Origin of the sequence: Vibrio sp. 1727 (genome assembly GCF_033344415.1) — a bacterium.
In the GTDB taxonomy this organism is placed as follows: domain Bacteria; phylum Pseudomonadota; class Gammaproteobacteria; order Enterobacterales; family Vibrionaceae; genus Vibrio; species Vibrio alginolyticus.
Window position 1 is genome coordinate 42,282 of the sequence record NZ_JAWPOT010000022.1, and the last position, 25,356, is coordinate 67,637.

A 25,356-nucleotide genomic window follows, 5' to 3' on the forward strand; every position below is an offset into this window, starting at 1 on the left:
CCTCTATTTGGACTTAGTGTTAATCAGTGACAAGCGATAATCGCCCGTCCCGAGTTAAAGGTGATTAACCTAGTTGACCAACGAATGGGTTTGCGAAAGTGAATAGTAGCGCGATTACGATACCGATCATTGGAACCGCATCAAGTAGACCCGCGATGATGAACATCTTAACTTGTAGCATAGGAGCCATTTCTGGTTGACGTGCAGCACCTTCTAGGAATTTACCACCTAGCAGTGCGAAACCAATCGCTGTACCAAGAGAAGCAAGACCGACGATAATACCTACGGCGATTGCAGAAAAGCTCAGTAAAGTTTCCATTACTATCTCCAATTTATAGTTGTTGGCTTAGTGCCCAAATAAAAAGCTTTAAAAAAATTAATGATCAGGATCTTCGTGTGCCATTGACAGGTAAACAATTGTCAACATCATGAATACGAAGGCTTGAATCGTAATAACCAAGATATGGAAGATTGCCCACGGTAGTGAACCCATCCATTGTAAGTACCATGGTAGCATTGCCGCACAAAGAATGAATACAACCTCACCCGCGAACATGTTACCGAATAGACGCATACCAAGTGATAGAGGTTTCGCTAATAGCGATACCACTTCAATTAGTAGGTTAAACGGAATCATCAGTGGGTGATTGAATGGATGTAGTGCAAGTTCTTTTGCGAATCCACCTAGACCTTTTACTTTGATGCTGTAGTAAATCATCAATGCAAAAACGCCTAGAGCCATAGCCATGGTGATATTCACATCAGCAGACGGTACAACCTTAAGGTAAGGAATACCTAGCCAATGCTCTGCTGGGTATGGTAAGAAGTCGATAGGAACTAAGTCCATCACGTTCATCAAAAATACCCAACAAAAGATAGTCAGTGCTAAAGGCGCGATCAGTGGGTTGCGTCCATGGAACGTGTCTTTGACGTTATCGGCGACAAATTCAACGATCATTTCTACAGCACACTGAAGCTTACCCGGTACACCCGCTGTTGTTCTCTTTGCTACTTTGTAAAAAATTCCGAGGAAAATTAAACCAGTAAACCAAGAAAAAAACAGGCTATCGATATGTACGTTCCAGAAACTTGTCTCCGACCCTACTAAACCCAACTTGTATAGCGATAGGTTAGAAAGGTGGTGGGCAATGTAACCGGACGATGTTAGCGCTTCACCTGGCGCAGCCATAACTCATCCTATTTTTTGTTGTTAATGAATAGCACTGGTGCACAGATATTAATACCTAGTACCAGCAAATAGGTTAGTTTGAGGGGAACAAGTTCCACCTGCATATACATGTAGGCAACATAGAACTGTGCAACCGTGATGAGAATTTTCAGTACTTCACCCGTATAGAAGGAAGCAGCGATGCGCTTGGCAGCGCGAGCTCCACTAAACATGAAAGCACACAGCGCGAATACTGCATTGGCAACAACAAAAATGCCTCCGCCAATCAGCGCTGAAAATCCCCAGTCAGGATTTATGGCTACCGCCATTCCTGCTGCCACAAAAATAACCGCGCCAAACTGGATCATTAACAATTGCCTTGCGAGCTCTCGTCCTGGTCTAGCTAACGCAGCTACCATGTATTCGTACCTCTAGTAATATCCACTTCGCACTTAACTCTCTGTGCTGGGAAATTGGCGAAAATTATACGTTCAGTTCAACGTAAAGCAATTCGATTGCATCAAAAACTTACAGTTTTGTTTACAAAACGACAACTTTCGCACAAAATTCGATTAATTAGATTAATTGACCTAAATCAATTATCTCATCTAGGCCTCAAGCTTGGCAATTAGTTGGTCCAATTTGTGAGGCTCATCAAGACTTATCGTCAATTTCGCTTTTCCGTTTGCAGAACGGGTAAGAGAAACTTTTGCATCAAGCAGCTGACTCAATTTATGCGACATTTGCTCGGCTTCGGTATCCTCTTGTTGCCCTTTTTGCTCATTTTGTGGGGCTAAGCACTTTTTTACTAACTGTTCGGTTTGGCGAACAGTCATTTGCTTCTTAGCCACTTGTTGAGCTACTTCGACTTGCTGTTCGCCTTCTAACGCTAACAGAGCTCGAGCATGACCCATTTCCAATTTTTTATCTGCAACCAGACCTTTTACATCAACTTCCAACTGATTCAGACGTAATAGGTTACTCACCGTCGTTCTTGATTTACCAATCACATCGGCCACTTGCTGATGTGTCAGCGTGAATTCATCTTGTAGACGCTCAAGCGCTTGGGCTTCCTCAATCACATTCAAGTCTTCACGTTGAATGTTTTCAATCAACGCCATGGCGATGGCGGCACGATCTTCAACTTTTTTCACCAAACACGGCACGCGTTTTAAACCCGCCTGCCTTGCAGCACGCCAGCGGCGCTCACCTGCGATGATCTCAAACTGACCATTTTCGACCTGGCGAACCACGATTGGTTGAATAATGCCTTGTGATTGAATCGAAGCCGCTAGTTCTTCTAGCGCTTCAGGCGCCATATCTTTACGCGGTTGGTATACGCCCGGCTGCAATTGACCAATCGCTAAATCGGTTAACTCACCGTCTGCCGATAATTCTTGGCTATGCGATGCAATATGCTGTTTTTCACGAGCAAACGAACTGGTCGACAATAACGCATCTAGTCCTTTTCCGAGACCACGCTTAGACATGGGATTGAATTCCTTAGGTTAGAGTTAAACTGGGATTTCTTCGCGGCGGAGCATTTCGCCCGCTAGAGCAAGATACGCTTTGGCACCTGCGGAGTACTTATCGTAGTACATTGCAGGCTTACCGTGACTTGGCGCTTCAGCCAAACGAACATTACGCGGAATGACAGTACGGTAAACTTTATTGCCAAAGTGTTTTTTAAGTTGATCGGATACTTCATTCGATAAGCGGTTGCGTGGGTCGTACATGGTACGCAATAAACCTTCGATTTTGAGGTTTTCATTCACAACAGCCGCTAACTTGCTGATTGTATCCATAAGAGCAGTTAAACCTTCTAACGCAAAGTATTCACATTGCATCGGCACCAGCACAGAGTCAGCTGCCGCCATCGCATTGATTGTAAGAAGGTTTAGAGAAGGAGGACAATCAATAAAGATGAAATCATAGTTATCGCGAACTGAGGACAATGCATTTTTTAGACGCACTTCACGAGCGAAAACTTCCATCAATTTGATTTCTGCCGCGGTGACGTCGCCGTTCGCCGCGATCAAATCATACTTCCCTGTTGTTTGGGTACAAACGACTTGATCGAACGGTGTATCTTCGACCAAAAGATCGTATGCGGTGGCGTCGACCATATACTTATCCACGCCACTGGCCATCGTAGCATTGCCTTGCGGGTCGAGATCGATCACCAAAACCTTGCGCTTTGTTGCCGCCATCGAAGCCGCTAAGTTAATGCACGTTGTTGTTTTGCCGACCCCACCTTTCTGGTTGGCGATTGCTACAATTTTACCCACGATTACCTCGCTAATTTCCCTTGCGCGATAAGATTACTAGATGACGATCACCTTCCAACTCAGGAACAGCCAAAGATATGATCTCTGTCACACTGCACCATTCAGGAAGCTGATCCATTTCATCTTTAGGGTGCTGTCCTTTCAGCGCTAGAAACACCCCGTGCTCTTGTTTCGGCAAATGGTGGCACCATTCCACCATGTCTATCATTGAAGCAAAAGCTCGACTCAAAACGCCATCAAATTTTTCTTCAGGTTGGAATTCTTCGACACGACTTTGAATTGGTGTCACGTTTTTCAGCCCTAATGTGTGCACAACTTGCTTGATAAAACGGATGCGTTTGCCAAGACTGTCGAGCAAAAAGAAGGTTTTCTCAGGGTTCATGATTGCCAAAGGGATGCCCGGTAACCCCGGACCAGTACCAACATCAATGAAGCGCTCACCGGGCAGGTGTGCGCTTACAACGATACTATCAAGAATATGTTTCACTAACATATCAAGCGGATCACGTACCGATGTTAAATTGTACGCTTTGTTCCATTTGTCGAGCAGTTCGACATAACCAACTAACTGCTCTCGTTGCTGTTCTGACACTTCCAAATCTGTTTTCGCGATCAGTGAATCCAGCTTTGTTCGCAATGCGCTCATTATTCTTCCTCACCTTTCTTCAGCAAACCATGCTTTTTCAAGTGAACAAGTAGAATAGAAATTGCAGCAGGCGTAATACCAGAAATGCGTGATGCAATACCGATGCTCTCTGGTTTGGCCTCGCTCAGTTTAGCAACGACTTCGTTTGATAAACCTTTTACATCGCGGTAATCCAAATCAGCAGGTAACTTGGTATTTTCGTGACGCAGTGATTTTTCGATCTCTTCCTGCTGACGCTTGATGTAACCATCGTATTTCACTTGAATTTCAACTTGCTCAGCCGCTTGCTGATCTTCAAGAGCAGGAGCAAACGCTTCAAGTTGCGTCAGTTGCGAATAAGTGATCTCTGGACGACGCAGAAGATCCTCACCACTCGCTTCACGGGCCATTGGGGTTTTCAGCAGCTTGTTCAACTCATCAACACCCTCTGACTTCGGATTCATCCACGTTGCTTTCAAACGCTGACGCTCCGTTTCCATATTGTTGATTTTCTCGTTAAAGCGAGCCCAACGAACATCATCAATCAAGCCTAGCTCGCGCGCTTTTTCCGTTAAACGCAAATCGGCATTATCTTCACGAAGTAGCAGGCGGTATTCCGCACGAGAAGTGAACATGCGGTACGGCTCTTTGGTACCCATGGTCGATAAGTCATCAATCAACACGCCCATGTAAGCTTGGTCACGACGTGGGCTCCAGCCTTCTTTGTCTTGGCTAAACAAGCTTGCGTTTAGGCCCGCCATCAAGCCTTGCGCTGCGGCTTCTTCGTAGCCAGTCGTACCATTAATCTGGCCAGCAAAGAACAAACCATGGATGAACTTCGTCTCGTACGTTTGCTTCAAATCACGTGGATCGAAGAAATCGTATTCAATCGCATAACCTGGGCGAACGATGTGTGCATTTTCAAACCCTTTCATTGAGCGCACGATTTGTACTTGCACATCAAATGGCAAGCTGGTCGAGATACCATTAGGGTATAACTCGTGCGTGGTTAGGCCTTCTGGCTCAATGAAGATTTGGTGGCTGTTTTTGTCAGCGAAACGCATCACTTTGTCTTCAATAGACGGACAGTAACGAGGACCAATACCTTCAATCACACCTGCGTACATTGGACTGCGACCCAAGTTACTACGGATCACATCGTGAGTTTGTTCATTGGTGTGGGTAATGAAACATGGAATCTGACGCGGATGCTGTTCACGTTTGCCCATGAACGAGAATACAGGCGTTGGGTTATCACCGTGCTGAGCTTCTAGCACTGAAAAATCAACTGTACGAGCATCAATGCGCGGTGGAGTACCTGTTTTTAAACGATCCACACGGAACGGCAGTTCACGCAGTCGATCCGCTAATGCGATCGATGGTGGATCCCCGGCACGACCACCAGACGAGCTTTCCATACCTATGTGGATCTTACCACCAAGGAAGGTACCCACGGTTAGCACAACGGCTTTCGCATGGAAGCGAAGTCCCATTTGAGTTACCACACCAACTGCGCGATCTTGTTCAACAATCAGATCATCAACTGACTGCTGGAACAACGTTAAGTTAGGCGCATTTTCTAATGCATTACGAACGTACGCTTTGTACAGAGCGCGATCGGCTTGAGCTCGAGTTGCTCGTACTGCAGGACCTTTGGAGGCATTTAGTGTACGAAACTGAATACCTGCATGGTCGATGGCTTCAGCCATCAAACCGCCCATAGCATCTACTTCTTTTACTAAGTGACCTTTACCAATACCACCGATCGCCGGATTACAAGACATCTGGCCTAATGTATCGATGTTATGGGTAAGGAGAAGCGTTTTTTGTCCTGTGCGTGCAGATGCGAGCGCGGCTTCCGTTCCTGCGTGTCCGCCACCGACAACAATGACGTCAAAGTTTTCGTGATAAAGCATGAACTGACCTCAGGTATTCAAAGGGATTTAATGGACAGATAAAGGAGCCGTATTTTACCTGCTTTATGCCAGAGAGAAAAACGTTTTCTCGTTTTATCCGTTTTAAGCTTCAAGATAAATATATATAAGATCTATATATATGATCTTTTATTAGATCTACTATTAGGATCGACCGTTTCTGTGGATAACCTAAAAATGATCAACAAGATCATGGATCTTCTTTGGATCATATCTTGTGATCATGATTGGATCAGATCGAGGATTACCTGGGATCAAAAGTGGTAGTTATACACAGGAGGTAAAATTGATCAAAGTTGTTATTGGGATAACTAAAGGAAAATCACTGGATCTTATTGTAGTTATCCACAGTCTGTTTGGTTAGTTTTTGAGCGGTTAAACAAAATAATTTGGTGGGAGTTATTCACATGGGAGAAAACAGAGCCGAATTTCGACTCTGTTGAAGGGAAAGTCGTGAGTTTAAAAACGTTCGATATTCTCTTTTAACCACATCTCTGCGGCGTCTTCTGGCACATCATGGCTCAGTACATCGATTTTAAAGCAATCTGTGAGAGGGGTTGCACCAATATCCTCTAATAAATCATAAGCGTGTTGACCAGCGGCACAGAACGTATCGTAGCTAGAGTCACCAATCGCAATCACCGCAAATTTTACATCAGTCATTTTTGGCGGTGTATTTTGTAATGCTGCGATAAAAGGTTGGATATTATCAGGATACTCACCAGCTCCATGTGTAGAGGTGATCACCAACCACGTACCTTGATTTTCGATATCACTGAGGGAAGGCTGGTTGTGGATCGTTGTTTCAAATCCATTCTCGTTGAGTAGATCACTCAGGTGATCCCCTACGTATTCTGCGCCACCTAACGTGCTGCCTGTAATAATGTGGATCATACTTCTTCCTTATTGAATGCGACGGCTAAAGCTCATGGATGGCTTGCCGTACAAAAAGAAACGCGGTGTGAGTTAAGCTCAGCACCGCGCGTTCGATTATTTACTTCCCTATACAGAATGAAGAGAAGATTCGTCCCAGTAAGTCGTCAGAACTGAACTCACCGGTAATCTCATTGAGATGTTGTTGGGTGATACGTAGCTCTTCAGCCAATATTTCACCTGCCATATAGCCTTCAAGCTGCTCCTGGCCTATTTGAAGGTGCTGTGCGGCACGTTCTAATGCATCGAGATGACGACGACGAGCCATAAACCCACCTTCACTGTTGCCAGAGAAGCCCATACACTCCTTGAGATGATCGCGCAGAGCTTCAACCCCTGCACCAGTCTTCGCTGACAAACGGATAAGAGTAGGGTTATTGACGTGGCAGATCCCCATATCTTCACCCGTTTGATCCGCTTTATTACGGATCACAGTTATGCCAATGTTGTCTGGTAGGCGATCCACAAAATCTGGCCAGATATCTTTCGGATCGGTGGCATCGGTTGTCGTGCCATCCACCATGAACAACACGCGGTCTGCTTGGGCTATTTCATCCCACGCGCGTTCGATACCGATTTTCTCTACTTCATCGGAAGCATCACGCAAACCTGCTGTATCAATGATGTGTAGTGGCATGCCATCAATATGGATATGCTCACGCAGTACATCACGCGTGGTTCCTGCGATGTCGGTTACGATTGCAGATTCTTTACCCGATAGCGCGTTCAGTAGGCTTGATTTGCCCGCATTTGGACGACCCGCAATCACGACTTTCATCCCTTCACGCATAATAGCGCCTTGGTTAGCTTCTTTGCGCACCGCATCTAGGTTGTCGATGATGGCTTGTAGGTCACCAGCCACTTTACCGTCGGCCAAAAAGTCGATCTCTTCTTCAGGGAAGTCGATGGCTGCTTCAACATAGATACGCAAATGAATCAGCGACTCAACTAAGGTATTAATGCGGCCTGAAAATGCGCCCTGTAAGGATTGCAGTGCCGATTTTGCTGCTTCTTCAGAACTGGCATCAATGAGGTCTGCGATCGCCTCGGCTTGAGCGAGGTCGAGTTTATCGTTCAGAAATGCGCGTTCAGAGAACTCACCAGGGCGAGCAGCTCGAATACCATCTATACCTAGAATGCGTTTTATCAGCATATCCATCACGACAGGGCCGCCATGGCCTTGCAGCTCAAGTACGTCTTCACCGGTAAATGAGTGTGGGTTAGGGAAGTACAGTGCGATGCCCTGATCAAGCACAGTGCCATCTTCTGACTTAAACGGCAGGTACTCTGCGTAGCGGGGCTTTAGTGTTTTGCCAGTGACTTCTAACGCCACTTGGTTGGCTTTAGGGCCAGAAACTCGAATAATACCGACACCGCCACGACCAGGCGCGGTCGCTTGAGCGACAATCGTATCTGTAGTCATAATTTTGCCTTTTGAGCTGGGCTATAGGGAAGATACCTAGGGAGCCATCACAATTAATTAGCTGAATTGTAATCAGCCAAAAACAAAAAGGCGACCTTTTGGCCGCCTTTCTCAATCATTTCCTAAAAGGTTACTTGCTGTGTAAGCCTTTTTTCTCTAATCCTTTGTAGATCAGAGTTTGCTGGATAAGCGTTACGATGTTCGACACCAACCAGTACAGAACGAGACCTGATGGGAAGAACAAGAAGAAGAAGGTAAACATAACCGGCATAAAGGTCATGATCTTCTGCTGCATTGGATCCGTTACTGTTGTCGGGCTCATCTTCTGGATTAGGAACATAGACGCACCCATCAGTAGCGGCAGGATGTAGTAAGGGTCCTGCGCTGAAAGGTCATGAATCCAACCGAAGAATGGAGAGTGACGTAGCTCAACCGATTCCATTAGTGCCCAGTATAGTGCGATGAAAATAGGCATCTGTAGGATAAGAGGTAAACAGCCACCTAGTGGGTTCACTTTCTCTTTCTTGTACAGTTCCATCATTTCTTGGCTCATGCGCTGACGGTCATCACCGATGCGCTCACGCATAGCTTGCAGCTTAGGCTGAAGCATACGCATTTTCGCCATAGACGTGTATTGCGCTTTTGTTAGTGGGTACATTGCACCACGAACGATGAAGGTCAGACAGATGATTGCCACACCCCAGTTGCCAACAAAGCTCTGGATGAATGAAAGCAACATATGAAGAGGCTTCGCAATGAACCATAACCAGCCGTAGTCCACTACTAGGTCTAGGTTAGGTGCCACTTCTGCCATTTCATCTTGCAGTTTTGGACCAACCCAAAGTGTTGCTTCAAACTTAGCCTGATCGCCTGTTGCGATAGTTTTGTTCGGCATACGAACGCCGATGTCGCCGAGGTTGCCAATTACACGAGTGTATAGGTTAGTACCTGGTTCGTTACGTGGGATCCAAGCTGCGGCAAAGTAGTGCTGAATCATTGCTGCCCAACCTTGGCCATCGGCTAGGTTAAGAGACAGGTTGCGATCCTGCATATCATCAAAGCTGTACTTCTTGTAACGCGTATCTTCTGTTGAGTATGCGCCACCACGGTAAGTAGGCATTGTGATGCTACCACCATCGTCCATTAGGTTTTGACGTAGGTGAGCGTACATACCAAATGTTGCGTTGTTGCCTGAGTTGTTCACTACATCGTATTCAACATTAAGCGCGTAGCTGCCGCGTTTAAAGATGTAAGTTTTGGTGTATTCGATACCGTTTGCAGTGAATGTCATCGGAACGCGAAGTTCATCTTGACCGTCAGCCATTGTGAAGCTGTCTGCACTTACGTTGTAGTGAGGGCGATTTGTGCTGCTCAAGTCGATACCTTGAGGGCCCACTAGACCGCTTTGAGCGATAAATTGGTGACCTTGAGCGTCTTTAAGCAGAACAAAGGAATCTGATGAATCTAACTCAGCAGAGTATTCGTTAAGGTTGGCATGTACCACATCGCCACCAACGGTGTCGATCGACAGAGTTAAAACATCAGTCGTTACTGTGATAGTTTTTGCAGAAGCTTGCTGTTGACCAGGAACTGGGTCAAGTTCATCAGCAAAAGATGGTGCAGGTAGAGTGCTGCTTGATTGAGCCTGTTCAACTGCTTGAGGTTCTGGATTCTTTGCAACTTGCCATTGTTGAAACAGCAAAAAAGAAACCAGGGCCAAACCGATGAGCAGGATATTACGTTGAGAATCCATCGTTAGTTATCTCTGTCTTGTTTTTGGACTGGTGGAACGGGGTCATACCCCCCTTCATTCAAAGGGTGGCATTTTAATAGACGTTTGCCTGATAACCAACATCCTTTTACAAAACCGTGAGCTCTCAAAGCTTCTAGCGCGTAAGTGGAACAGGTTGGTGTGAACCGGCAACGAGGACCAATCAAAGGGCTGATAAACCAGCGATACAGATAAACGAGCCCAATGGCTATCCACGTGAAGGGCGAGACAGGCGTTGCCATAGCTTATCAAACAACTTAAAAATTTCCTCATTGCTTAAATCTTGCGCGCTTTTCTTCGCAATCACAACAAAATCTTTGTTTGGAAGCTGATGTTGATTGTTACGAAAGCTTTCACGAGCCAAACGCTTAAATCGGTTACGACCGACAGCCGTTTTGATTTGCTTTTTGGGAACCGCTAAACCTAATCGTGGGTGAGAAAGTTTGTTATTGCGAGCAATGATGGTGAAATGAGGCGAGCCAGCTCGATGAGCTTGCTGGAAGACGTTTTGATAATGCTCGGGAGTTAACAAACGTAACTCCCGATTAAACGCGTACGTGTTCAAAATAAACTAGCGATTATTTTGATAGGCGCGCACGGCCTTTTGCACGACGTGCGTTGATAACTTTACGACCGTTCTTAGTTGCCATGCGAGCACGGAAGCCGTGAGTACGCTTGCGCTTTAGAACTGTAGGTTGAAAAGTGCGTTTCATGATAATTACCTTTACTGATCAGTAGTTTTAGGTTCTTGTTAAACCCGGCGTGGGTATTTGCTTTCTTATATAAAGAAGCTCTTTATATAGAGAAGGACAACCGACGCCTCTCAACAAAGAGGCGGAATTGTAATCACACTCACATAATGTGTCAATGACTCAATGAGTACGAAATTCCGGCCGGGCGATTATACGTAGTGTGAGTAAAATCTCAAGGATCAATCGATCCTGATGCTTGATCGTTACTCTATTCCTACTTGGTTAAGGAATTTTTTCAAACGAGGATCTTGTGGATTATCGAAGATATCCTGTGGAGAACCTTGCTCAACGATATTGCCTTCCGCCATGAAGATCACTCTATCAGCGACTTCTTTCGCGAATTGCATCTCGTGCGTCACCACCAGCATGGTTTGATGCTGATTAGCTAACTTCTTCATTAATGAGAGAACTTCACCGACCCATTCAGGATCCAGCGCAGAAGTTGGTTCGTCAAACAACAGCAGTTCTGGTTGCAGCGCCATCGCTCGGCCGATACCCACACGTTGTTGTTGGCCGCCAGACAATGCCGCTGGATAACTATCGCCTTTATCCCCAAGGCCGATGTCATCCAGAATTTGTTGCGCTCGTTTGAGAGCATCGGCTTTTTTCCAGCCTCGAACGGTCACTAGACCTTCGGCAATGTTCTGGCGCGCATTCATGTGGGCAAACAGGGCATAGTTTTGGAACACAAAGCCAGTTCGACGACGCAGCGCTAATACTTCGGCTTTAGTGTGTTTTTGAGTATCAACGGAGATGTCATCTATCGTGATACGACCTTCATCTGCTTGTTCTAGAAAGTTCACCGTACGCAGCAAGGTTGATTTACCCGTACCACTTGAGCCGATAATCACGATGATCTCACCTTGCTTAATATCGAGGTCGATGCCTTTCAGCACTTCAGTCTCACCAAAACGTTTGTGAATATTTTCTAACTTAATCATCGTACGTACGCCTTATTCAGTTTTGCTTCTGCCCAGATTTGTACGCGAGTCAGAATCACCACCACGCCCCAGTAAATAAGAGCAACCGCAAGGAAAGCTTCAAAGAAACGGAAACTTGATGAGGCTTCCATCTGTGCTTTCGCCATGATTTCGGCCACACCAAGCGTGAAAGCAAGAGACGTTGACTTGATCATATCGATGAAATAGTTCATCAATGAAGGCAGTGCGACACGCGTTGCTTGAGGTAAAATCACTCGGCGCATTGCTTGGGATGTCGTCATACCGACCGATAAGCTCGCTTCCATTTGGCTGCGATCAATGCCAATAATGGCGGCACGAATACTTTCCGCCATATAAGCGGCAAAGTGCAGCGTTAAACCGATAACCGCTGCTGAAAAGGCGTCGATACCGACCATCAATGGAAAAATTTGCGGTAAGCCGTAATAGAGCAGGAAAAGCTGAACCAACAGTGGGGTGCCACGGAAGAAGCTGATGTACAGTTGGCTTAATTGATCCAGAACTGGCAGTTTAAATACGCGAATATTGGCTAAAATGACGGATAAAATCAGCGAAAACACCAATCCCCATGTCGCCATTTCCATGGTTGTGCCAAGATATTTCAGCAATATCGGCAGCAGTTCCAACATGTAATTAAAGTCAAATCCCATACGGCTTACCTAAAGGCTAGAGAAAAGAAAAGGTGGAAAACAAGTTCCACCTTTACGTAAGTTTATTTTAGTCCGAGAGTGATACCACTTTGCGGCCTAAAGTACAAAGAGTTCTTATTTCGTGATGTCAGCGCCAAACCACTTCACGGAAATTTTCTCTACTGTACCATCTGCGCGCATCTCAGCCAGTGCTTTGTTTACTTCTTCTTGCAGCTTACGACCTTTCTCGTTGTCAACGAAAGGCCATGCGTTTTGAATGGTCTCAAACGGTTCGCCTGCCAATTCCAGAGGAAGGCCAGTTTTCTTAATCAGCTCTAACGCAGAAAGACGATCCATTACAAACGCGTCTGCACGACCGAGCGCCACGTCATGTTCGATACCTGTGTCGTACGTTTTAATGTTGATCTTGCCGTCTTTGTCGTATTGACGCAGCAGTTGCTCAAAGTTAGAGCCTAGGTTCACCGCAACGGTCTTGCCCGCAAGATCGTCAACACCTTTGATGCTGTCGTTGCCTTTACGCACGGTAATTTGTGCGCCATCTACAACGTAAGGGTCAGCAAATAGGTATTTAGCTTTACGCTCGTCAGTCATGGTGATTTGGTTGGAGATCGTATCGATACGACCAGTTTCTAAAAGACCAAATAAACCAGAGAAGTTGGCTGTTACGTATTCGATTTTGTAATCGTTACGTTTACCGATTTCATCCCACATGTCGACTTCAAAGCCTTGTAGCTTGTCTTGCTTTACAAAAGTAAACGGGAAGTAGCGACCTGACATACCAACTTTGACTTCAGTAGCGGCTTGTACGGTTGCTGCCGACAGTGCAATGGCTGCAACGGCAACCTTAATCCAGTTTTTCATAATACATCTCCATAATTTTATGGTTGGAAATACTACTGTTAGTTAGCTCAATTAAATAAATAACCAAGAGCAATAACCTAGACCTGTGAGTTATTAGATAATAGAAGAAGAATGTTAAATGTGACGAAAATGCGAACTGAACCTAGCGAAATGATCGACAAAATCAGCATTGGGAATAAAATAATACACAGACTTATCACCAATCGCTCGATCTTGTGAATTTTGCCCAATTGTGGATCGTTGTGTGGGCAAATTTGGGGCAAGGTGTGTTGATCTCATCAAGTTTGCAGAAATAATTGTGAATAACTTGGATCTTATTCACTGGATCGTCGATCAATCGCTGGCGATCTTGGTTATCAACAGGTAAAATTGCCAGTCTTTTCCGATAATTCAATTACTCAGTGGGGGCACCGTGTCATCTTCGCTTTGGCTGCAATGTTTGCAGCAGCTTCAAGAAGAGCTACCAGCTACAGAATTCAGCATGTGGGTTCGTCCGCTACAAGCGGAGCTCAATGACAATACTCTCACTCTATTCGCGCCAAACCGCTTTGTGTTGGACTGGGTGCGTGATAAGTATCTGAACAATATTACTCGCTTACTGCAGGAATACTGCGGTGGCGATATTCCTAACTTACGTTTTGAAGTGGGGAGCCGACCTGTCTCTGCACCAAAACCAGCGCCGACACGTACGCCTGCAGATGTGGCTGCCGAGTCATCTGCACCTGCGCAATTACAGGCGCGTAAGCCAGTACACAAAACCTGGGATGACGACGCTCAAGCGATTGCGGCTATCAATCACCGCTCAAACATGAACCCAAAACACAAGTTCGATAACTTTGTTGAAGGTAAGTCGAACCAACTGGGTTTGGCTGCGGCGCGTCAGGTATCGGATAACCCAGGTGCAGCTTACAACCCACTATTCCTATACGGCGGCACGGGTTTGGGTAAAACCCACTTATTGCATGCGGTGGGTAACGCGATTGTGGATAACAACCCGAACGCAAAAGTGGTCTACATGCACTCAGAACGTTTTGTGCAAGACATGGTGAAAGCGCTGCAAAACAATGCGATTGAAGAATTCAAACGCTACTACCGCAGCGTGGATGCGCTCCTTATCGATGACATCCAATTCTTTGCTAATAAAGAACGTTCACAAGAAGAATTCTTCCATACCTTCAACGCACTATTGGAAGGTAATCAGCAGATCATTCTAACGTCTGACCGTTATCCTAAAGAAATTAATGGCGTTGAAGATCGTCTTAAATCTCGCTTTGGTTGGGGTCTTACTGTTGCGATCGAGCCGCCTGAGCTTGAAACGCGTGTGGCGATCTTGATGAAAAAAGCTGAAGATCACCAAATCCACCTTGCTGATGAAGTGGCATTCTTCATTGCCAAGCGTCTGCGTTCGAACGTTCGTGAGCTAGAAGGTGCACTGAACCGTGTTATTGCGAACGCGAACTTTACTGGCCGTCCAATTACGATTGATTTTGTTCGTGAAGCGCTGCGCGATCTGCTTGCTCTACAAGAGAAGCTTGTGACAATCGATAACATTCAAAAGACAGTGGCGGAATACTACAAGATTAAAGTAGCGGACTTGCTGTCTAAGCGTCGTTCTCGTTCTGTAGCGCGTCCTCGTCAGCTGGCTATGGCGTTAGCAAAAGAGCTAACCAACCACAGTTTGCCTGAAATTGGCGATGCGTTTGGGGGCCGCGATCATACGACCGTACTTCATGCTTGTCGCAAGATTGAGCAGCTGCGTGAAGAGAGCCACGACATTAAAGAAGATTACTCTAACTTGATTCGCACCCTGTCTTCGTAATCGGTTAGAATAACGGTATTCTAAGCAAATCATTTATTGAGCTGACAGCGTAAAGAGCCAAGCATGAAATTTACCATTGAACGTAGTCATTTAATCAAACCGCTACAGCAGGTTTCGGGCGCTTTAGGTGGCCGACCAACTCTGCCAATCCTGGGTAACCTACTTCTTAAAGTAGAAGAGAACGTATTGTCGATGACGGCAACCGATCTTGAAGTAGAGTTAGTAAGCAAAGTGATGCTAGAAGGTGATTTTGAAGCGGGCAGCATTACCGTTCCTTCGCGTAAGTTTCTCGATATCTGCCGTGGTTTACCGGACGATGCGATCATCACATTTGTATTAGAAGGTGATCGCGTACAAGTTCGCTCTGGTCGCAGCCGTTTCTCATTGGCAACGCTTCCTGCGAACGATTTCCCTAATATTGAAGACTGGCAAAGCGAAGTGGAAGTATCACTGAGCCAAGCTGATTTACGTACGCTGATCGACAAAACTCAGTTCTCGATGGCGAATCAAGACGTTCGTTACTACCTCAACGGCATGTTGTTTGAAATTGACGGCACCACGCTACGCAGCGTGGCGACGGACGGCCACCGTATGGCGGTATCGCAAACTCAGCTAGGTGCGGACTTTGCGCAGAAGCAAATCATCGTGCCACGCAAAGGTGTGCAAGAATTAGTAAAGTTGATGGATGCGCCAGAGCAGCCTGTCGTACTTCAGATCGGTAGCTCCAATGTTCGTGCTGAGGTGAATAACTTTACTTTTACCTCTAAGTTGGTTGATGGTCGTTTCCCTGACTACCGCCGTGTATTGCCTCAGAGTACCAATAAGACACTAATAGCCAGTTGTGACGAGTTGCGCCAAGCCTTCTCTCGTGCTGCGATTCTTTCCAACGAAAAATTCCGTGGCGTGCGTGTGAATCTGGCTGATACTGAAATGCGCATAACTGCGAATAACCCAGAACAAGAAGAAGCGGAAGAGATGCTTGATGTAAGCTTTGAAGGTGACGCCATCGAAATCGGCTTTAACGTAAGCTATGTGCTTGATGTTCTGAACACGTTGCGTTGTGAAAATGTACGTGTGTCGATGTCGGATGCTAACGCTAGCGCGTTGATTGAAAATGCCGACGATGACAGTGCCATGTACGTGGTGATGCCAATTCGTCTATAAGCCAACTGAATGCCTCTTTCTCGTCTCATCATTCAGCAGTTTCGAAACATTAAAGCCTGTGATATTGAGTTATCAGCAGGCTTTAACTTTCTTATCGGGCCGAACGGCAGCGGTAAAACCAGTGTCTTAGAAGCGGTTTATCTGCTCGGGCATGGCCGCTCATTCAAGAGCTCTCTCACCGGACGAGTGATACAAAATGAGTGTGACGAACTGTTTGTTCATGGTCGTTTTTTGAACTCGGATCAATTTGAGCTACCTATCGGCATTAATAAGCAGCGTGATGGCTCAACAGAGGTTAAAATAGGCGGTCAATCTGGACAAAAATTAGCGCAGTTGGCACAAGTTCTGCCTCTGCAGTTGATACACCCAGAAGGGTTTGATTTACTGACAGATGGCCCTAAACATCGTCGTGCGTTTATTGATTGGGGCGTGTTTCATACCGAGCCCGCTTTTTATCAAGCATGGGGAAGGTTCAAGCGCCTGAACAAGCAGCGCAACGCGTTGTTGAAAACCGCCAATAGTTATCGTGAGCTCAGTTATTGGGATCAGGAAATGGCAGGGTTGGCTGAAAACATCAGCCAATGGCGAGCAAGTTACATCGAGCAGATGAAAACCGTCGCAGAAACTATCTGTCAGACATTTTTGCCAGAATTTGAGATCCAATTGAAGTATTATCGTGGCTGGGATAAAGACACTCCATACCACGAGATACTAGAAAAGAATTTTGAGCGTGATCAGGCATTGGGATACACCTTTAGTGGCCCAAACAAAGCTGATTTGCGCATTAAAGTGAACGGAACGCCCGTTGAAGATGTTCTGTCACGCGGTCAATTAAAACTCATGGTGTGTGCATTGCGTGTAGCGCAAGGGCAACACCTGACAGAGATGGCCGGTAAACAATGCATTTACCTAATTGATGACTTCGCGTCGGAATTAGATAGCCAACGTCGCAAGCGTCTTGCTGACTGCTTAAAAGAGACGGGCGCACAAGTATTTGTAAGCTCTATCACTGAAAGCCAAATCGCCGATATGTTGGACGATAACGGTAAATTGTTTCATGTGGAACATGGCAGGATAGAGTCAAACTAGAAGAGAGAAACTCATGTCTGAAAATTACGATTCATCGAGTATTAAGGTACTGAAGGGTCTGGATGCGGTACGTAAGCGTCCAGGAATGTACATCGGCGATACGGACGACGGCACCGGCCTTCACCACATGGTTTTCGAGGTGGTGGATAACTCAATTGATGAAGCGTTGGCAGGTCACTGTAAAGACATCGTTGTGACAATTCATGAGGATAACTCGGTTTCCGTTAGCGATGATGGTCGTGGCATTCCAACAGAAATCCACTCAGAGGAAAATGTCTCTGCAGCAGAAGTAATCATGACGGTTCTTCACGCGGGTGGTAAGTTCGACGATAACTCATACAAAGTATCGGGTGGTCTTCACGGGGTAGGTGTTTCAGTAGTAAACGCACTATCAGAGAAAGTTGAGCTAACGATTCATCGTGGTGGCCATATCCATACGCAAACCTACCGCCATGGTGAGCCTCAAGCGCCACTAGCCGTTGTGGGTGATACGGATAAAACCGGTACACAAATTCGTTTCTGGCCAAGTGCCGAAACGTTCTCTAACACTGAGTTCCACTATGACATTCTGGCGAAACGCCTGCGTGAACTGTCATTCCTGAACTCTGGTGTGTCGATCAAATTGGTTGATGAACGTGAAGCGGACAAACATGATCACTTCATGTATGAAGGTGGTATTCAAGCGTTCGTTGATCACCTAAACACCAACAAAACGCCAATCATCGAAAAAATCTTCCACTTTAACTCTGAGCGTGAAGACGGCATTTCAGTTGAAGTGGCGATGCAATGGAACGATGGTTTCCAAGAGAACATCTTCTGCTTTACCAACAATATCCCACAGCGTGATGGTGGTACTCACCTTGCTGGTTTCCGTGCTGCGCTAACACGTACATTGAACAGCTTTATGGATAAAGAAGGTTTCTCGAAGAAAGCGAAAACAGCGACTTCAGGCGACGATGCGCGTGAAGGTCTAACTGCGGTTGTTTCGGTGAAAGTGCCTGATCCTAAGTTCTCAAGCCAAACAAAAGACAAACTGGTTTCTTCTGAAGTGAAATCAGCTGTTGAGTCTGCAATGGGTGAAAAACTGTCTGAGTTTCTGATTGAGAACCCGACAGAAGCGAAGATGGTTTGTTCGAAAATCATCGATGCAGCACGTGCTCGTGAAGCAGCGCGTAAAGCTCGTGAAATGACGCGCCGTAAAGGTGCACTAGACCTAGCTGGCCTTCCAGGTAAACTTGCAGACTGTCAGGAAAAAGATCCGGCACTCTCTGAACTATACATAGTGGAGGGTGATTCGGCAGGCGGCTCCGCAAAACAAGGCCGTAACCGTAAGAACCAAGCAATCCTACCGCTAAAAGGTAAGATTCTTAACGTAGAAAAAGCGCGTTTCGACAAGATGCTGTCTTCGCAAGAAGTAGCAACGCTGATCACTGCACTTGGTTGTGGTATCGGTCGTGACGAGTACAACCCGGACAAGCTTCGTTACCACAACATCATCATCATGACCGATGCCGATGTCGATGGTTCGCACATCCGTACGCTACTGTTGACCTTCTTCTACCGTCAAATGCCAGAGCTTATCGAGCGTGGCTATGTGTACATCGCTCAGCCACCACTATACAAAGTGAAAAAAGGCAAACAAGAGCAGTACATCAAAGATGAAGAAGCGATGAACCAATACCAAGTATCATTGGCTCTGGACAACGCATCGCTACACGTAAACGCAGAAGCACCAGCATTGGCAGGTGAAGCACTAGAGAAGCTTGTTCAACAGTACAATGCGGGTATTAAACTGGCGGAACGTATGAGCCGTCGTTACCCAAGTGCTTTGGTAAACGAGTTGATTTACACTCCTCGCCTAACGCCAGAGCAATGCCATGACGCATCAGTTGTGGAAGCTTGGACGAAGCAGCTTATTGAACAGCTGAATGCGAAAGAAGTGGGTGCAAGCCAGTACAGCTACGAAGTTGAGCAGCACGAAGAGCTAGGCTTAAACTTGCCTAAGATTGTGGTTCGTACTCACGGCGTGACGCACGAACATGCAATTAGCATCGACTTCCTAAACTCGAAAGAGTACGGCAAGTTGGCCGATCTATCAGAAGCACTTGATGGACTTCTGGAAGAAGGCGCGTACATCAAACGTGGTGAGCGTACTATGCCAGTGGCAAACTTTGCAGAAGCGCTTGACTGGTTAGTGAAAGAGTCAATGCGTGGATTAAGCCGTCAGCGCTACAAAGGTCTAGGTGAGATGAACCCAGACCAACTTTGGGAAACCACCATGGACCCAGAAACACGTCGTATGATGCAGGTAACGATTGAAGATGCGGTAGGCGCAGATCAACTGTTCACGACGCTAATGGGTGACCAAGTAGAGCCTCGTCGTAACTTCATCGAAGAGAACGCACTGAAAGTAGCGAACCTAGACGTATAACGACACTGTTCGTGATAGTAAAAAGCAGCGAGAAATCGCTGCTTTTTTTGTTGTACCACCAGCTAAAATCGCCACTTTCTGCTAAAGCGGATGTTTTTCTGGTACTAACTGCCAACAACCCGATCAAGCCTGCCATTTTATTTCTGTTTTCTTTTTTTCTCGCCATTTTGTTCGCTTGAGCGTTTTTGCTTTCTTTTTTCTGCTCGCTATAGTGCTGAAGAGCTGATGAATAAGGAGACTAAGAAAATGGTGATGACTTTCCTGAACTAAGCCGGAAGTGATGCACTTCCGGTTCAATGCACTGAATTTATTTGTAAGACAAGGCATTAAGAAGGAAATAATCATGTTTGAACGCTGGTTCTCAGCGTACTGCTTGGCGCTGCGAACTTGGTGGTTAACCAGTCGCTTTTTAACCTATCAATCACCACTAAGGTTGTTATCGCTATTTGAAATCTGCGAGCAACAAGCCCATTGCCGTAACCGAGCTCGTATTGCGGTTGGGGACACGGTTCGCTTAGTGGATGTTGAACGCGCCTATCAATATCGCATGACATTGGTCAGCTCGCGTAAGGGGCAACCCATGACAGGTATGCTCGCGGTCGATTCTTATTTGGGGTCTCGACTGTTAGGTCGAGCTAAAAATGATGCGCTCGAAGTGGAAATTTTTAATCAGCGACGCTGCTTTGTGATTACTGAAATTGTTCATCAATCGCAGCCACCAGCTCAGAAAATGCTGTGTGGTTGTCTGTTGTGCCAATAAATAGAGGTGAAGTCATGAGTAAGAAAGAAAAGAAACAACCGCAGTTGAGTCTAAAAGAAAAGCGCAAACTAAAGCAGGAAAAGGCGGCAGAAAAGGACGTTGTAAAAGCGCGTAAATCCTCCCGCAAGTAAAGTGTAGATTGAGCCCCCCAGAACGGCGGGCTTTTTATCACAGATCGCGAAGTGATGAGGAACTAAGCTGTTCAAGGGGATAGTGGATGCTTTAAAAATTTTTTATTTTTTCCCTTGAAAGTCATTTTTGACGACCTTATATCTAGTTACGAAGAGGGTGACTGGCTTGCTAGAGACTAGAAGACCAGCCCTCTGAAATCGCTAAAACGAGATCGCTCAGAAGAGGATATGGCGTTTTAGCACACAACTTAAACCTTTAGATTCAATATCATGTCTCCGAGCCAAACCAAGGCCAGTGGAATGATAAGAATCTCTTAGTTCGGCGTTGGTTTTTGCATAAACACGCCAGTAGGATGAAACTCATCTGAACTAAGACTATTGCTTAATTAAGAGGATAGATTTATGCGTAATGTAGATTTCTCACCACTATACCGTAATGCAATTGGCTTTGATCGTCTGCTAAACCTGATGGAAGCGAATACAGCGAAAAATACTTCTGGCGGTTACCCTCCATACAACATTGAGCAAAAAGACGAGCACAACTACCGTATTACTATGGCCGTTGCTGGCTTTGCTGAAGAACAGCTCGATCTGACTCAAAACGAAAACATGTTGATTGTAAAGGGCGAACGTAAAGCCGAAGAAGGCAAAAACTATGTTTACCAAGGTATTGCAGAACGTGATTTTGAACGTAAATTCCAGCTAGCGGATTACGTAAAAGTTGTCGGTGCATCAATGGAAAACGGTCTGCTTCATATCGATTTAGTTCGTGAAATCCCTGAAGCCATGCAACCACGTAAGATTGCTATCGGTGGTAACAACCTGATTGAGAACAACTAATCAGTTAACCACCCGGTTATAGAATGAGAAAGAGCGCCGTATGGGCGCTCTTTTTAGTTTGGGGGGTTTCAAATCCGCTATTTCAAAGCCGTAATTTCAAAGAGAAGAACGGCTGAGTTCAATCCGTCTATTTACCTTCGCGGTAAGCCTTTTCCACTTCTTCAGCGATAATCGCAATGCCTTTTTGCATCATCTCATCATCTTGAACGTAGTTCATACGCAGGCATTGGTGCGCGTGATCCCACTCGTCTTGCTGACCAATAAAGAAATATTCACCAGGGACAATCAATACGCCACGCGCTTTCAAGCGTTGGTACAGTTCCATTGTTGAGATTGGCAGTTCATCAAACCATAACCACAAGAAGATAGCGCCTTCCGGCTTGTGGATGCGGAATCGCTCATCGGTAATTGCTTGTTGGAGCAGTTCAACCGCACGTTGTGATTTTTGCTTGTAGAACGGCTTAATCACCTCTGAACTCAGTTTAAGCAGATCACCTTTGCCAATTATATGGTTTGCCAGCGCTGGACCAACACTGCCCGGCGCTAGGCTGATGATGCCGTTCATATTGGTTAACGCTTGAGTGATTTCTTCACTCGCAATCACAATGCCACAACGCACACCTGGCAAGCCAAGTTTAGATAGGCTCATGCATAGGATGGTGTTTTCATTCCAGAACGGTTCGACATCTTCAAAGATGATGTTCGGGAAAGGTAGACCGTAGGCATTATCGATGATCAGCGGGATGTTGTTCTCACGTGCTAGCTTGTCCAGCTTACGTACTTCTTCGTCTGTCAGTACATTACCCGTTGGGTTGGTTGGACGAGATGCACAGATTGCCGCAACAGAGTCGTCGACGGTTAGCTGCTCAAAATCGACGTGGTATTTAAACAGACCGTTATCTAACAGCTCGATTTCTGGGTGGTAAGAGATAAAGATATCTTCATCAATGCCTGCATCACCATAACCGATATACTCAGGTGCGATAGGCAGTAGCACTTTCTTATGCGAACCATCTGGCTGTTTACCTGCCAACAAGTTGAACAAGTAGAAAAAGCCACTTTGGCTGCCGTTAGTTAGGCTGATGTTTTTTTCTGAAATATCCCAGCCGTAAGTTTCACGGAATAACTGAGCTAGCGCTTTGACGAACGCGTCTTTACCCTGCGGGCCATCGTAGTTGGCGAGGGCGGCGACGAGCTCCCCACTGGCGAGCATTTCCTCACTGGCTTGGTGAAAGTAATCGAGCATGGCAGGAATGGCGGCAGGATTACCTCCACCGAGCATGATGGCACCTGGTGTGCGCAGACCATCATTCAAATCGTCCATTAACTGCGTAATACCTGAATACTGATTAAATTTTTCACCAAACTTTGAGAACTGCATGCTGACTTATACCTAATTCATTGTGATTGCTTTGTGTATGTTTATGCCGATGTTTTATCGGCTTATCGAGTAATCCTTGACCTTACCTCAATGCGTAATTAACGCAAAGTGTGAATTAAGCCGAAAAAGAAAAAAGTGTGTCATTAGACCAGAGGTACGAGATAAAAAGGCAAAAAGAGCAATAAAAAAGGGAAGCTTATGCTTCCCTTGCTGGTGGAGAGAGTGTGATTTACTCACCGGTGTAAACAATCAGCACCTTATCGTCTTGGTATTGGCGTTCGAACGCGTAGTAACCTTCTTGGTTGCGAGTGATGTGCTTACCTTGAGCAACTGCTGGGTGGCGTTTACGGAATTCACCCAACTTTTGCCAGTGTTGCAGTAGATCTTCACGTTCGCCATGAATCTTATCCCATGGCATATCTGAGCGTGTGCCTTGGTGAGCATCTGAACCAGTAATGCCAAAATCACGAGCTATCTCATCACCGTAATAGATCTGTACTGCACCCGGAGCCAGCATCAGTGCATTCGCGGCACGTGCTTGGTCATCAAAGCTGCGGCTGCGCGCTGACCAAAACAGCTGTGTATCGTGTGAAGACAAGTAGCTCAACACGTTGAACTCAGGATCGTTATTGATGCGCTCTGCATAGCGGCGGTAATCATTATCAAGTTGAGCGAAACACTTCAGTGCTTTTGGTGCCACATCAGATTGGAACTCGAAGTTAATGATGGAATCGAAGCCGTTATCGAAATACGGGCTCTTCACTACGCTGTGTGCCCATACTTCACCCGTCATCCAGAAAGGTAGATCATCCAAGGCTTTGTCCGGGTTGTTTTGCTTCCATTGAGCTAGCGCTTGAGTGGTGCTGGCTTTCAGCTCTGCCCACGCTTCCATTTCAACGTGTTTGGCTGTGTCAACGCGGAAGCCATCAATGCCGTAGTCACGTACCCAATCGGATAACCAGGTAATCAGGTGTTCACGTGGGGTTTGTAGCTCATCTTGCGCATTGGTGTCTTTATTGCGGAAGAAGTTTGGTAGTCCGGTTTTCTGAGTCGATTCGGTTTTGAGATCCGGTAGGTAGTTCAAAGACATGGTGATGTCGTTGTAGCCCGGAGCATCGTAGTCACCAATGTCAGTGCGGATCCAATCTTTGCCCCACCATTTATCCCACGCTTCGCTATCACCGTATTTGATGTAGTCGTTAAAGCTGTGCCAGCTTTGTCCTGATTTTGGCTGCCAGTCGGTCCATTTTTCACCAAGGACTTCTTTGGCTTCTTGGTCATCAAGGTAAAGCTGACCAAATCCGAATTCCTGCATGTCTGCTAATGTCGCATAACCTGTGTGGTTCATGACCACATCCCAAATCACGCGGATACCTTTCTTATGGGCAGTATCGACGAAGGTTCTGAGTTCATCTTCGGTACCCATGTTGGCATCAAGCTTGGTCCAATCTTGGTGATAGTAGCCGTGGTAGCCGTAGTGTTTAAAATCGCCTTTATCGCCGCCGCCAACCCAGCCGTGGATTTGTTCCAGTGGTGAAGTTATCCAGATAGCATTGACACCAAGTGATTCGATGTAATCGAGTTTTTTCGTCAGACCCGCTAAGTCACCACCGTGGAAGGTGCCAATCTCGTATTTTCCATCTTTGCTGCGACCGTAGCTGTTGTCGTTGTCTGGGTTGCCATTGTAGAAGCGGTCAGTCATGACGAAGTACACCGTCGCGTTATCCCAGCTGAACGGTTTATCGGCTTGCTGTTCAACCTCTTCTAGTAACAACAGACCTTGACTCATAGGACCCGGCTGCATGGTGACGCTGCCATTGGCGACTGTGGCTTCTTGTTCGGTTAAGGCATCACGAACGACAGTGCCATCATTAAAGGTTTGAGCAACATTGATGGTTTTTGGCGTGTCAGTTGCGACAGGGCAAGAGTAGGTGATGTCCTGACTCTGTTTTGGTTTGATTTTTACAGTTAGCTCATTGGTGGTTGGATTGAGCGTAAATTGATAGGTATTGGCTTTGAAGATGCGCAGCGGCATTTGTGCATCAGTGGCGCAGTTATCCATTTTTAATGGACGATTGAACTTGATGCGATTTTCTTCTGCTAGGGCAAAGCTACTGCCACAGCTTTGCTTGCTGTCAGCAATGGTAAAGGTGTAACTGCCTTTTTCGAGTTTTTGCTCGGCGACAAGTAAGCCTTGTGAGTTTTCTTCAAAAACAGCGGTGTCATCACCGACGCTTAATACGATGGCATTTTCTGGAATCTGGCTGCAGGCGCTCAGCAGACCGATAGAGAGTGCGAGAATTGTTTTTTTCATTGTGTCCTTCCCCCGAATAAACAGTCCAGTTATAGCAAAACTGTGCCTCTACAATCCGAGCTC

Annotated in this window: 24 protein-coding genes; 6 read left to right on the forward strand and 18 right to left on the reverse strand. The window is 46.0% G+C overall.

The genetic code is table 11. The annotated features are described in order from the left end of the window. Positions 1-64: 64 nt before the first annotated feature. From atpE to R8O10_RS19325, 16 genes are all read right to left on the reverse strand, one after another. Positions 65-319, reverse strand: coding sequence for a F0F1 ATP synthase subunit C (gene atpE / locus R8O10_RS19250; RefSeq protein WP_002540812.1), 255 nt, complete (start codon positions 317-319; stop codon positions 65-67). Between the two features lie 57 nt (positions 320-376). Next, positions 377-1,189, reverse strand: coding sequence for a F0F1 ATP synthase subunit A (gene atpB, locus R8O10_RS19255; RefSeq protein WP_005378922.1), 813 nt, complete (start codon positions 1,187-1,189; stop codon positions 377-379). An 8-nt stretch (positions 1,190-1,197) separates the two neighbouring features. Further along, complete coding sequence (locus tag R8O10_RS19260; protein ID WP_318146242.1) at positions 1,198-1,587, reverse strand: F0F1 ATP synthase subunit I; 390 nt, start codon at positions 1,585-1,587, stop codon at positions 1,198-1,200. A gap of 189 nt (positions 1,588-1,776) precedes the next feature. After that, positions 1,777-2,658, reverse strand: coding sequence for a ParB/RepB/Spo0J family partition protein (locus tag R8O10_RS19265; protein ID WP_005383840.1), 882 nt, complete (start codon positions 2,656-2,658; stop codon positions 1,777-1,779). Between the two features lie 24 nt (positions 2,659-2,682). Continuing rightward, on the reverse strand, positions 2,683-3,456 hold the full coding sequence (locus R8O10_RS19270) for a ParA family protein (protein ID WP_005383838.1): 774 nt from the start codon (positions 3,454-3,456) through the stop codon (positions 2,683-2,685). Positions 3,457-3,466: 10 nt separating this feature from the next. Then, on the reverse strand, positions 3,467-4,102 hold the full coding sequence (rsmG, locus tag R8O10_RS19275; RefSeq protein WP_206225441.1) for a 16S rRNA (guanine(527)-N(7))-methyltransferase RsmG: 636 nt from the start codon (positions 4,100-4,102) through the stop codon (positions 3,467-3,469). Further along, positions 4,102-5,997 (reverse strand): tRNA uridine-5-carboxymethylaminomethyl(34) synthesis enzyme MnmG, encoded by a 1,896-nt coding sequence (mnmG, locus tag R8O10_RS19280; RefSeq protein ID WP_318146243.1) that lies wholly within the window; start codon positions 5,995-5,997, stop codon positions 4,102-4,104. Before mnmG ends, rsmG begins: the two co-directional genes overlap by 1 nt. Before the next feature lie 477 nt (positions 5,998-6,474). After that, a complete protein-coding gene (gene mioC / locus R8O10_RS19285; RefSeq protein WP_318146244.1) occupies positions 6,475-6,909 on the reverse strand; it encodes an FMN-binding protein MioC in 435 nt (144 codons plus the stop codon). Between the two features lie 100 nt (positions 6,910-7,009). Further along, positions 7,010-8,371 carry a tRNA uridine-5-carboxymethylaminomethyl(34) synthesis GTPase MnmE gene (gene mnmE, locus R8O10_RS19290; protein WP_005383836.1) on the reverse strand — a complete coding sequence of 454 codons (1,362 nt, stop codon included), beginning with the start codon at positions 8,369-8,371 and terminating at the stop codon, positions 7,010-7,012. A 130-nt stretch (positions 8,372-8,501) separates the two neighbouring features. After that, positions 8,502-10,124: a membrane protein insertase YidC gene (gene yidC, locus R8O10_RS19295; RefSeq protein ID WP_005383834.1), complete on the reverse strand. Its 1,623-nt coding sequence runs from the start codon at positions 10,122-10,124 to the stop codon at positions 8,502-8,504. Between the two features lie 2 nt (positions 10,125-10,126). After that, complete coding sequence (gene yidD / locus R8O10_RS19300; protein WP_005378822.1) at positions 10,127-10,384, reverse strand: membrane protein insertion efficiency factor YidD; 258 nt, start codon at positions 10,382-10,384, stop codon at positions 10,127-10,129. Next, the gene (rnpA, locus tag R8O10_RS19305; protein ID WP_005394102.1) at positions 10,351-10,674 is read right to left on the reverse strand and encodes a ribonuclease P protein component; all 324 of its coding nucleotides are present in this window, start codon (positions 10,672-10,674) and stop codon (positions 10,351-10,353) included. Before rnpA ends, yidD begins: the two co-directional genes overlap by 34 nt. Positions 10,675-10,720: 46 nt before the next feature. Then, on the reverse strand, positions 10,721-10,855 hold the full coding sequence (gene rpmH / locus R8O10_RS19310) for a 50S ribosomal protein L34 (RefSeq protein WP_005378825.1): 135 nt from the start codon (positions 10,853-10,855) through the stop codon (positions 10,721-10,723). Between the two features lie 242 nt (positions 10,856-11,097). Continuing rightward, the gene (locus tag R8O10_RS19315; protein ID WP_005378827.1) at positions 11,098-11,835 is read right to left on the reverse strand and encodes an amino acid ABC transporter ATP-binding protein; all 738 of its coding nucleotides are present in this window, start codon (positions 11,833-11,835) and stop codon (positions 11,098-11,100) included. Continuing rightward, on the reverse strand, positions 11,832-12,503 hold the full coding sequence (locus R8O10_RS19320; protein ID WP_005378829.1) for an amino acid ABC transporter permease: 672 nt from the start codon (positions 12,501-12,503) through the stop codon (positions 11,832-11,834). The genes R8O10_RS19315 and R8O10_RS19320 overlap by 4 nt, the downstream gene beginning before the upstream one ends. A 114-nt stretch (positions 12,504-12,617) precedes the next feature. After that, positions 12,618-13,364, reverse strand: a complete 747-nt coding sequence (locus R8O10_RS19325) for an amino acid ABC transporter substrate-binding protein (protein WP_005378831.1) — start codon at positions 13,362-13,364, stop codon at positions 12,618-12,620. Positions 13,365-13,776: 412 nt separating this feature from the next. Between R8O10_RS19325 and dnaA the strand changes: the two genes are divergently transcribed. The 6 genes from dnaA to R8O10_RS19355 all read left to right on the forward strand — a co-directional run bounded on the left by dnaA (position 13,777) and on the right by R8O10_RS19355 (position 21,598). Further along, the gene (gene dnaA / locus R8O10_RS19330; RefSeq protein ID WP_005378835.1) at positions 13,777-15,183 is read left to right on the forward strand and encodes a chromosomal replication initiator protein DnaA; all 1,407 of its coding nucleotides are present in this window, start codon (positions 13,777-13,779) and stop codon (positions 15,181-15,183) included. Between the two features lie 63 nt (positions 15,184-15,246). Then, a complete protein-coding gene (gene dnaN / locus R8O10_RS19335; protein WP_186584578.1) occupies positions 15,247-16,347 on the forward strand; it encodes a DNA polymerase III subunit beta in 1,101 nt (366 codons plus the stop codon). Between the two features lie 9 nt (positions 16,348-16,356). Further along, positions 16,357-17,436, forward strand: a complete 1,080-nt coding sequence (recF, locus tag R8O10_RS19340; protein WP_005378839.1) for a DNA replication/repair protein RecF — start codon at positions 16,357-16,359, stop codon at positions 17,434-17,436. Positions 17,437-17,449: 13 nt separating this feature from the next. Next, the gene (gene gyrB, locus R8O10_RS19345; RefSeq protein ID WP_005378841.1) at positions 17,450-19,867 is read left to right on the forward strand and encodes a DNA topoisomerase (ATP-hydrolyzing) subunit B; all 2,418 of its coding nucleotides are present in this window, start codon (positions 17,450-17,452) and stop codon (positions 19,865-19,867) included. 343 nt (positions 19,868-20,210) lie between these two features. Further along, the gene (locus R8O10_RS19350) at positions 20,211-20,627 is read left to right on the forward strand and encodes a GreA/GreB family elongation factor (protein ID WP_017635594.1); all 417 of its coding nucleotides are present in this window, start codon (positions 20,211-20,213) and stop codon (positions 20,625-20,627) included. Between the two features lie 533 nt (positions 20,628-21,160). Beyond that, positions 21,161-21,598: an Hsp20 family protein gene (locus tag R8O10_RS19355; RefSeq protein WP_005378857.1), complete on the forward strand. Its 438-nt coding sequence runs from the start codon at positions 21,161-21,163 to the stop codon at positions 21,596-21,598. Between the two features lie 127 nt (positions 21,599-21,725). Here the strand turns inward: R8O10_RS19355 and R8O10_RS19360 are convergent, their stop codons facing one another. Both R8O10_RS19360 and R8O10_RS19365 read right to left on the reverse strand, forming a co-directional pair. Next, positions 21,726-22,979, reverse strand: coding sequence for a valine--pyruvate transaminase (locus R8O10_RS19360; RefSeq protein ID WP_318146245.1), 1,254 nt, complete (start codon positions 22,977-22,979; stop codon positions 21,726-21,728). 229 nt (positions 22,980-23,208) lie between these two features. Further along, positions 23,209-25,293: an alpha-amylase gene (locus R8O10_RS19365; protein WP_318146246.1), complete on the reverse strand. Its 2,085-nt coding sequence runs from the start codon at positions 25,291-25,293 to the stop codon at positions 23,209-23,211. Positions 25,294-25,356 lie beyond the last annotated feature (63 nt).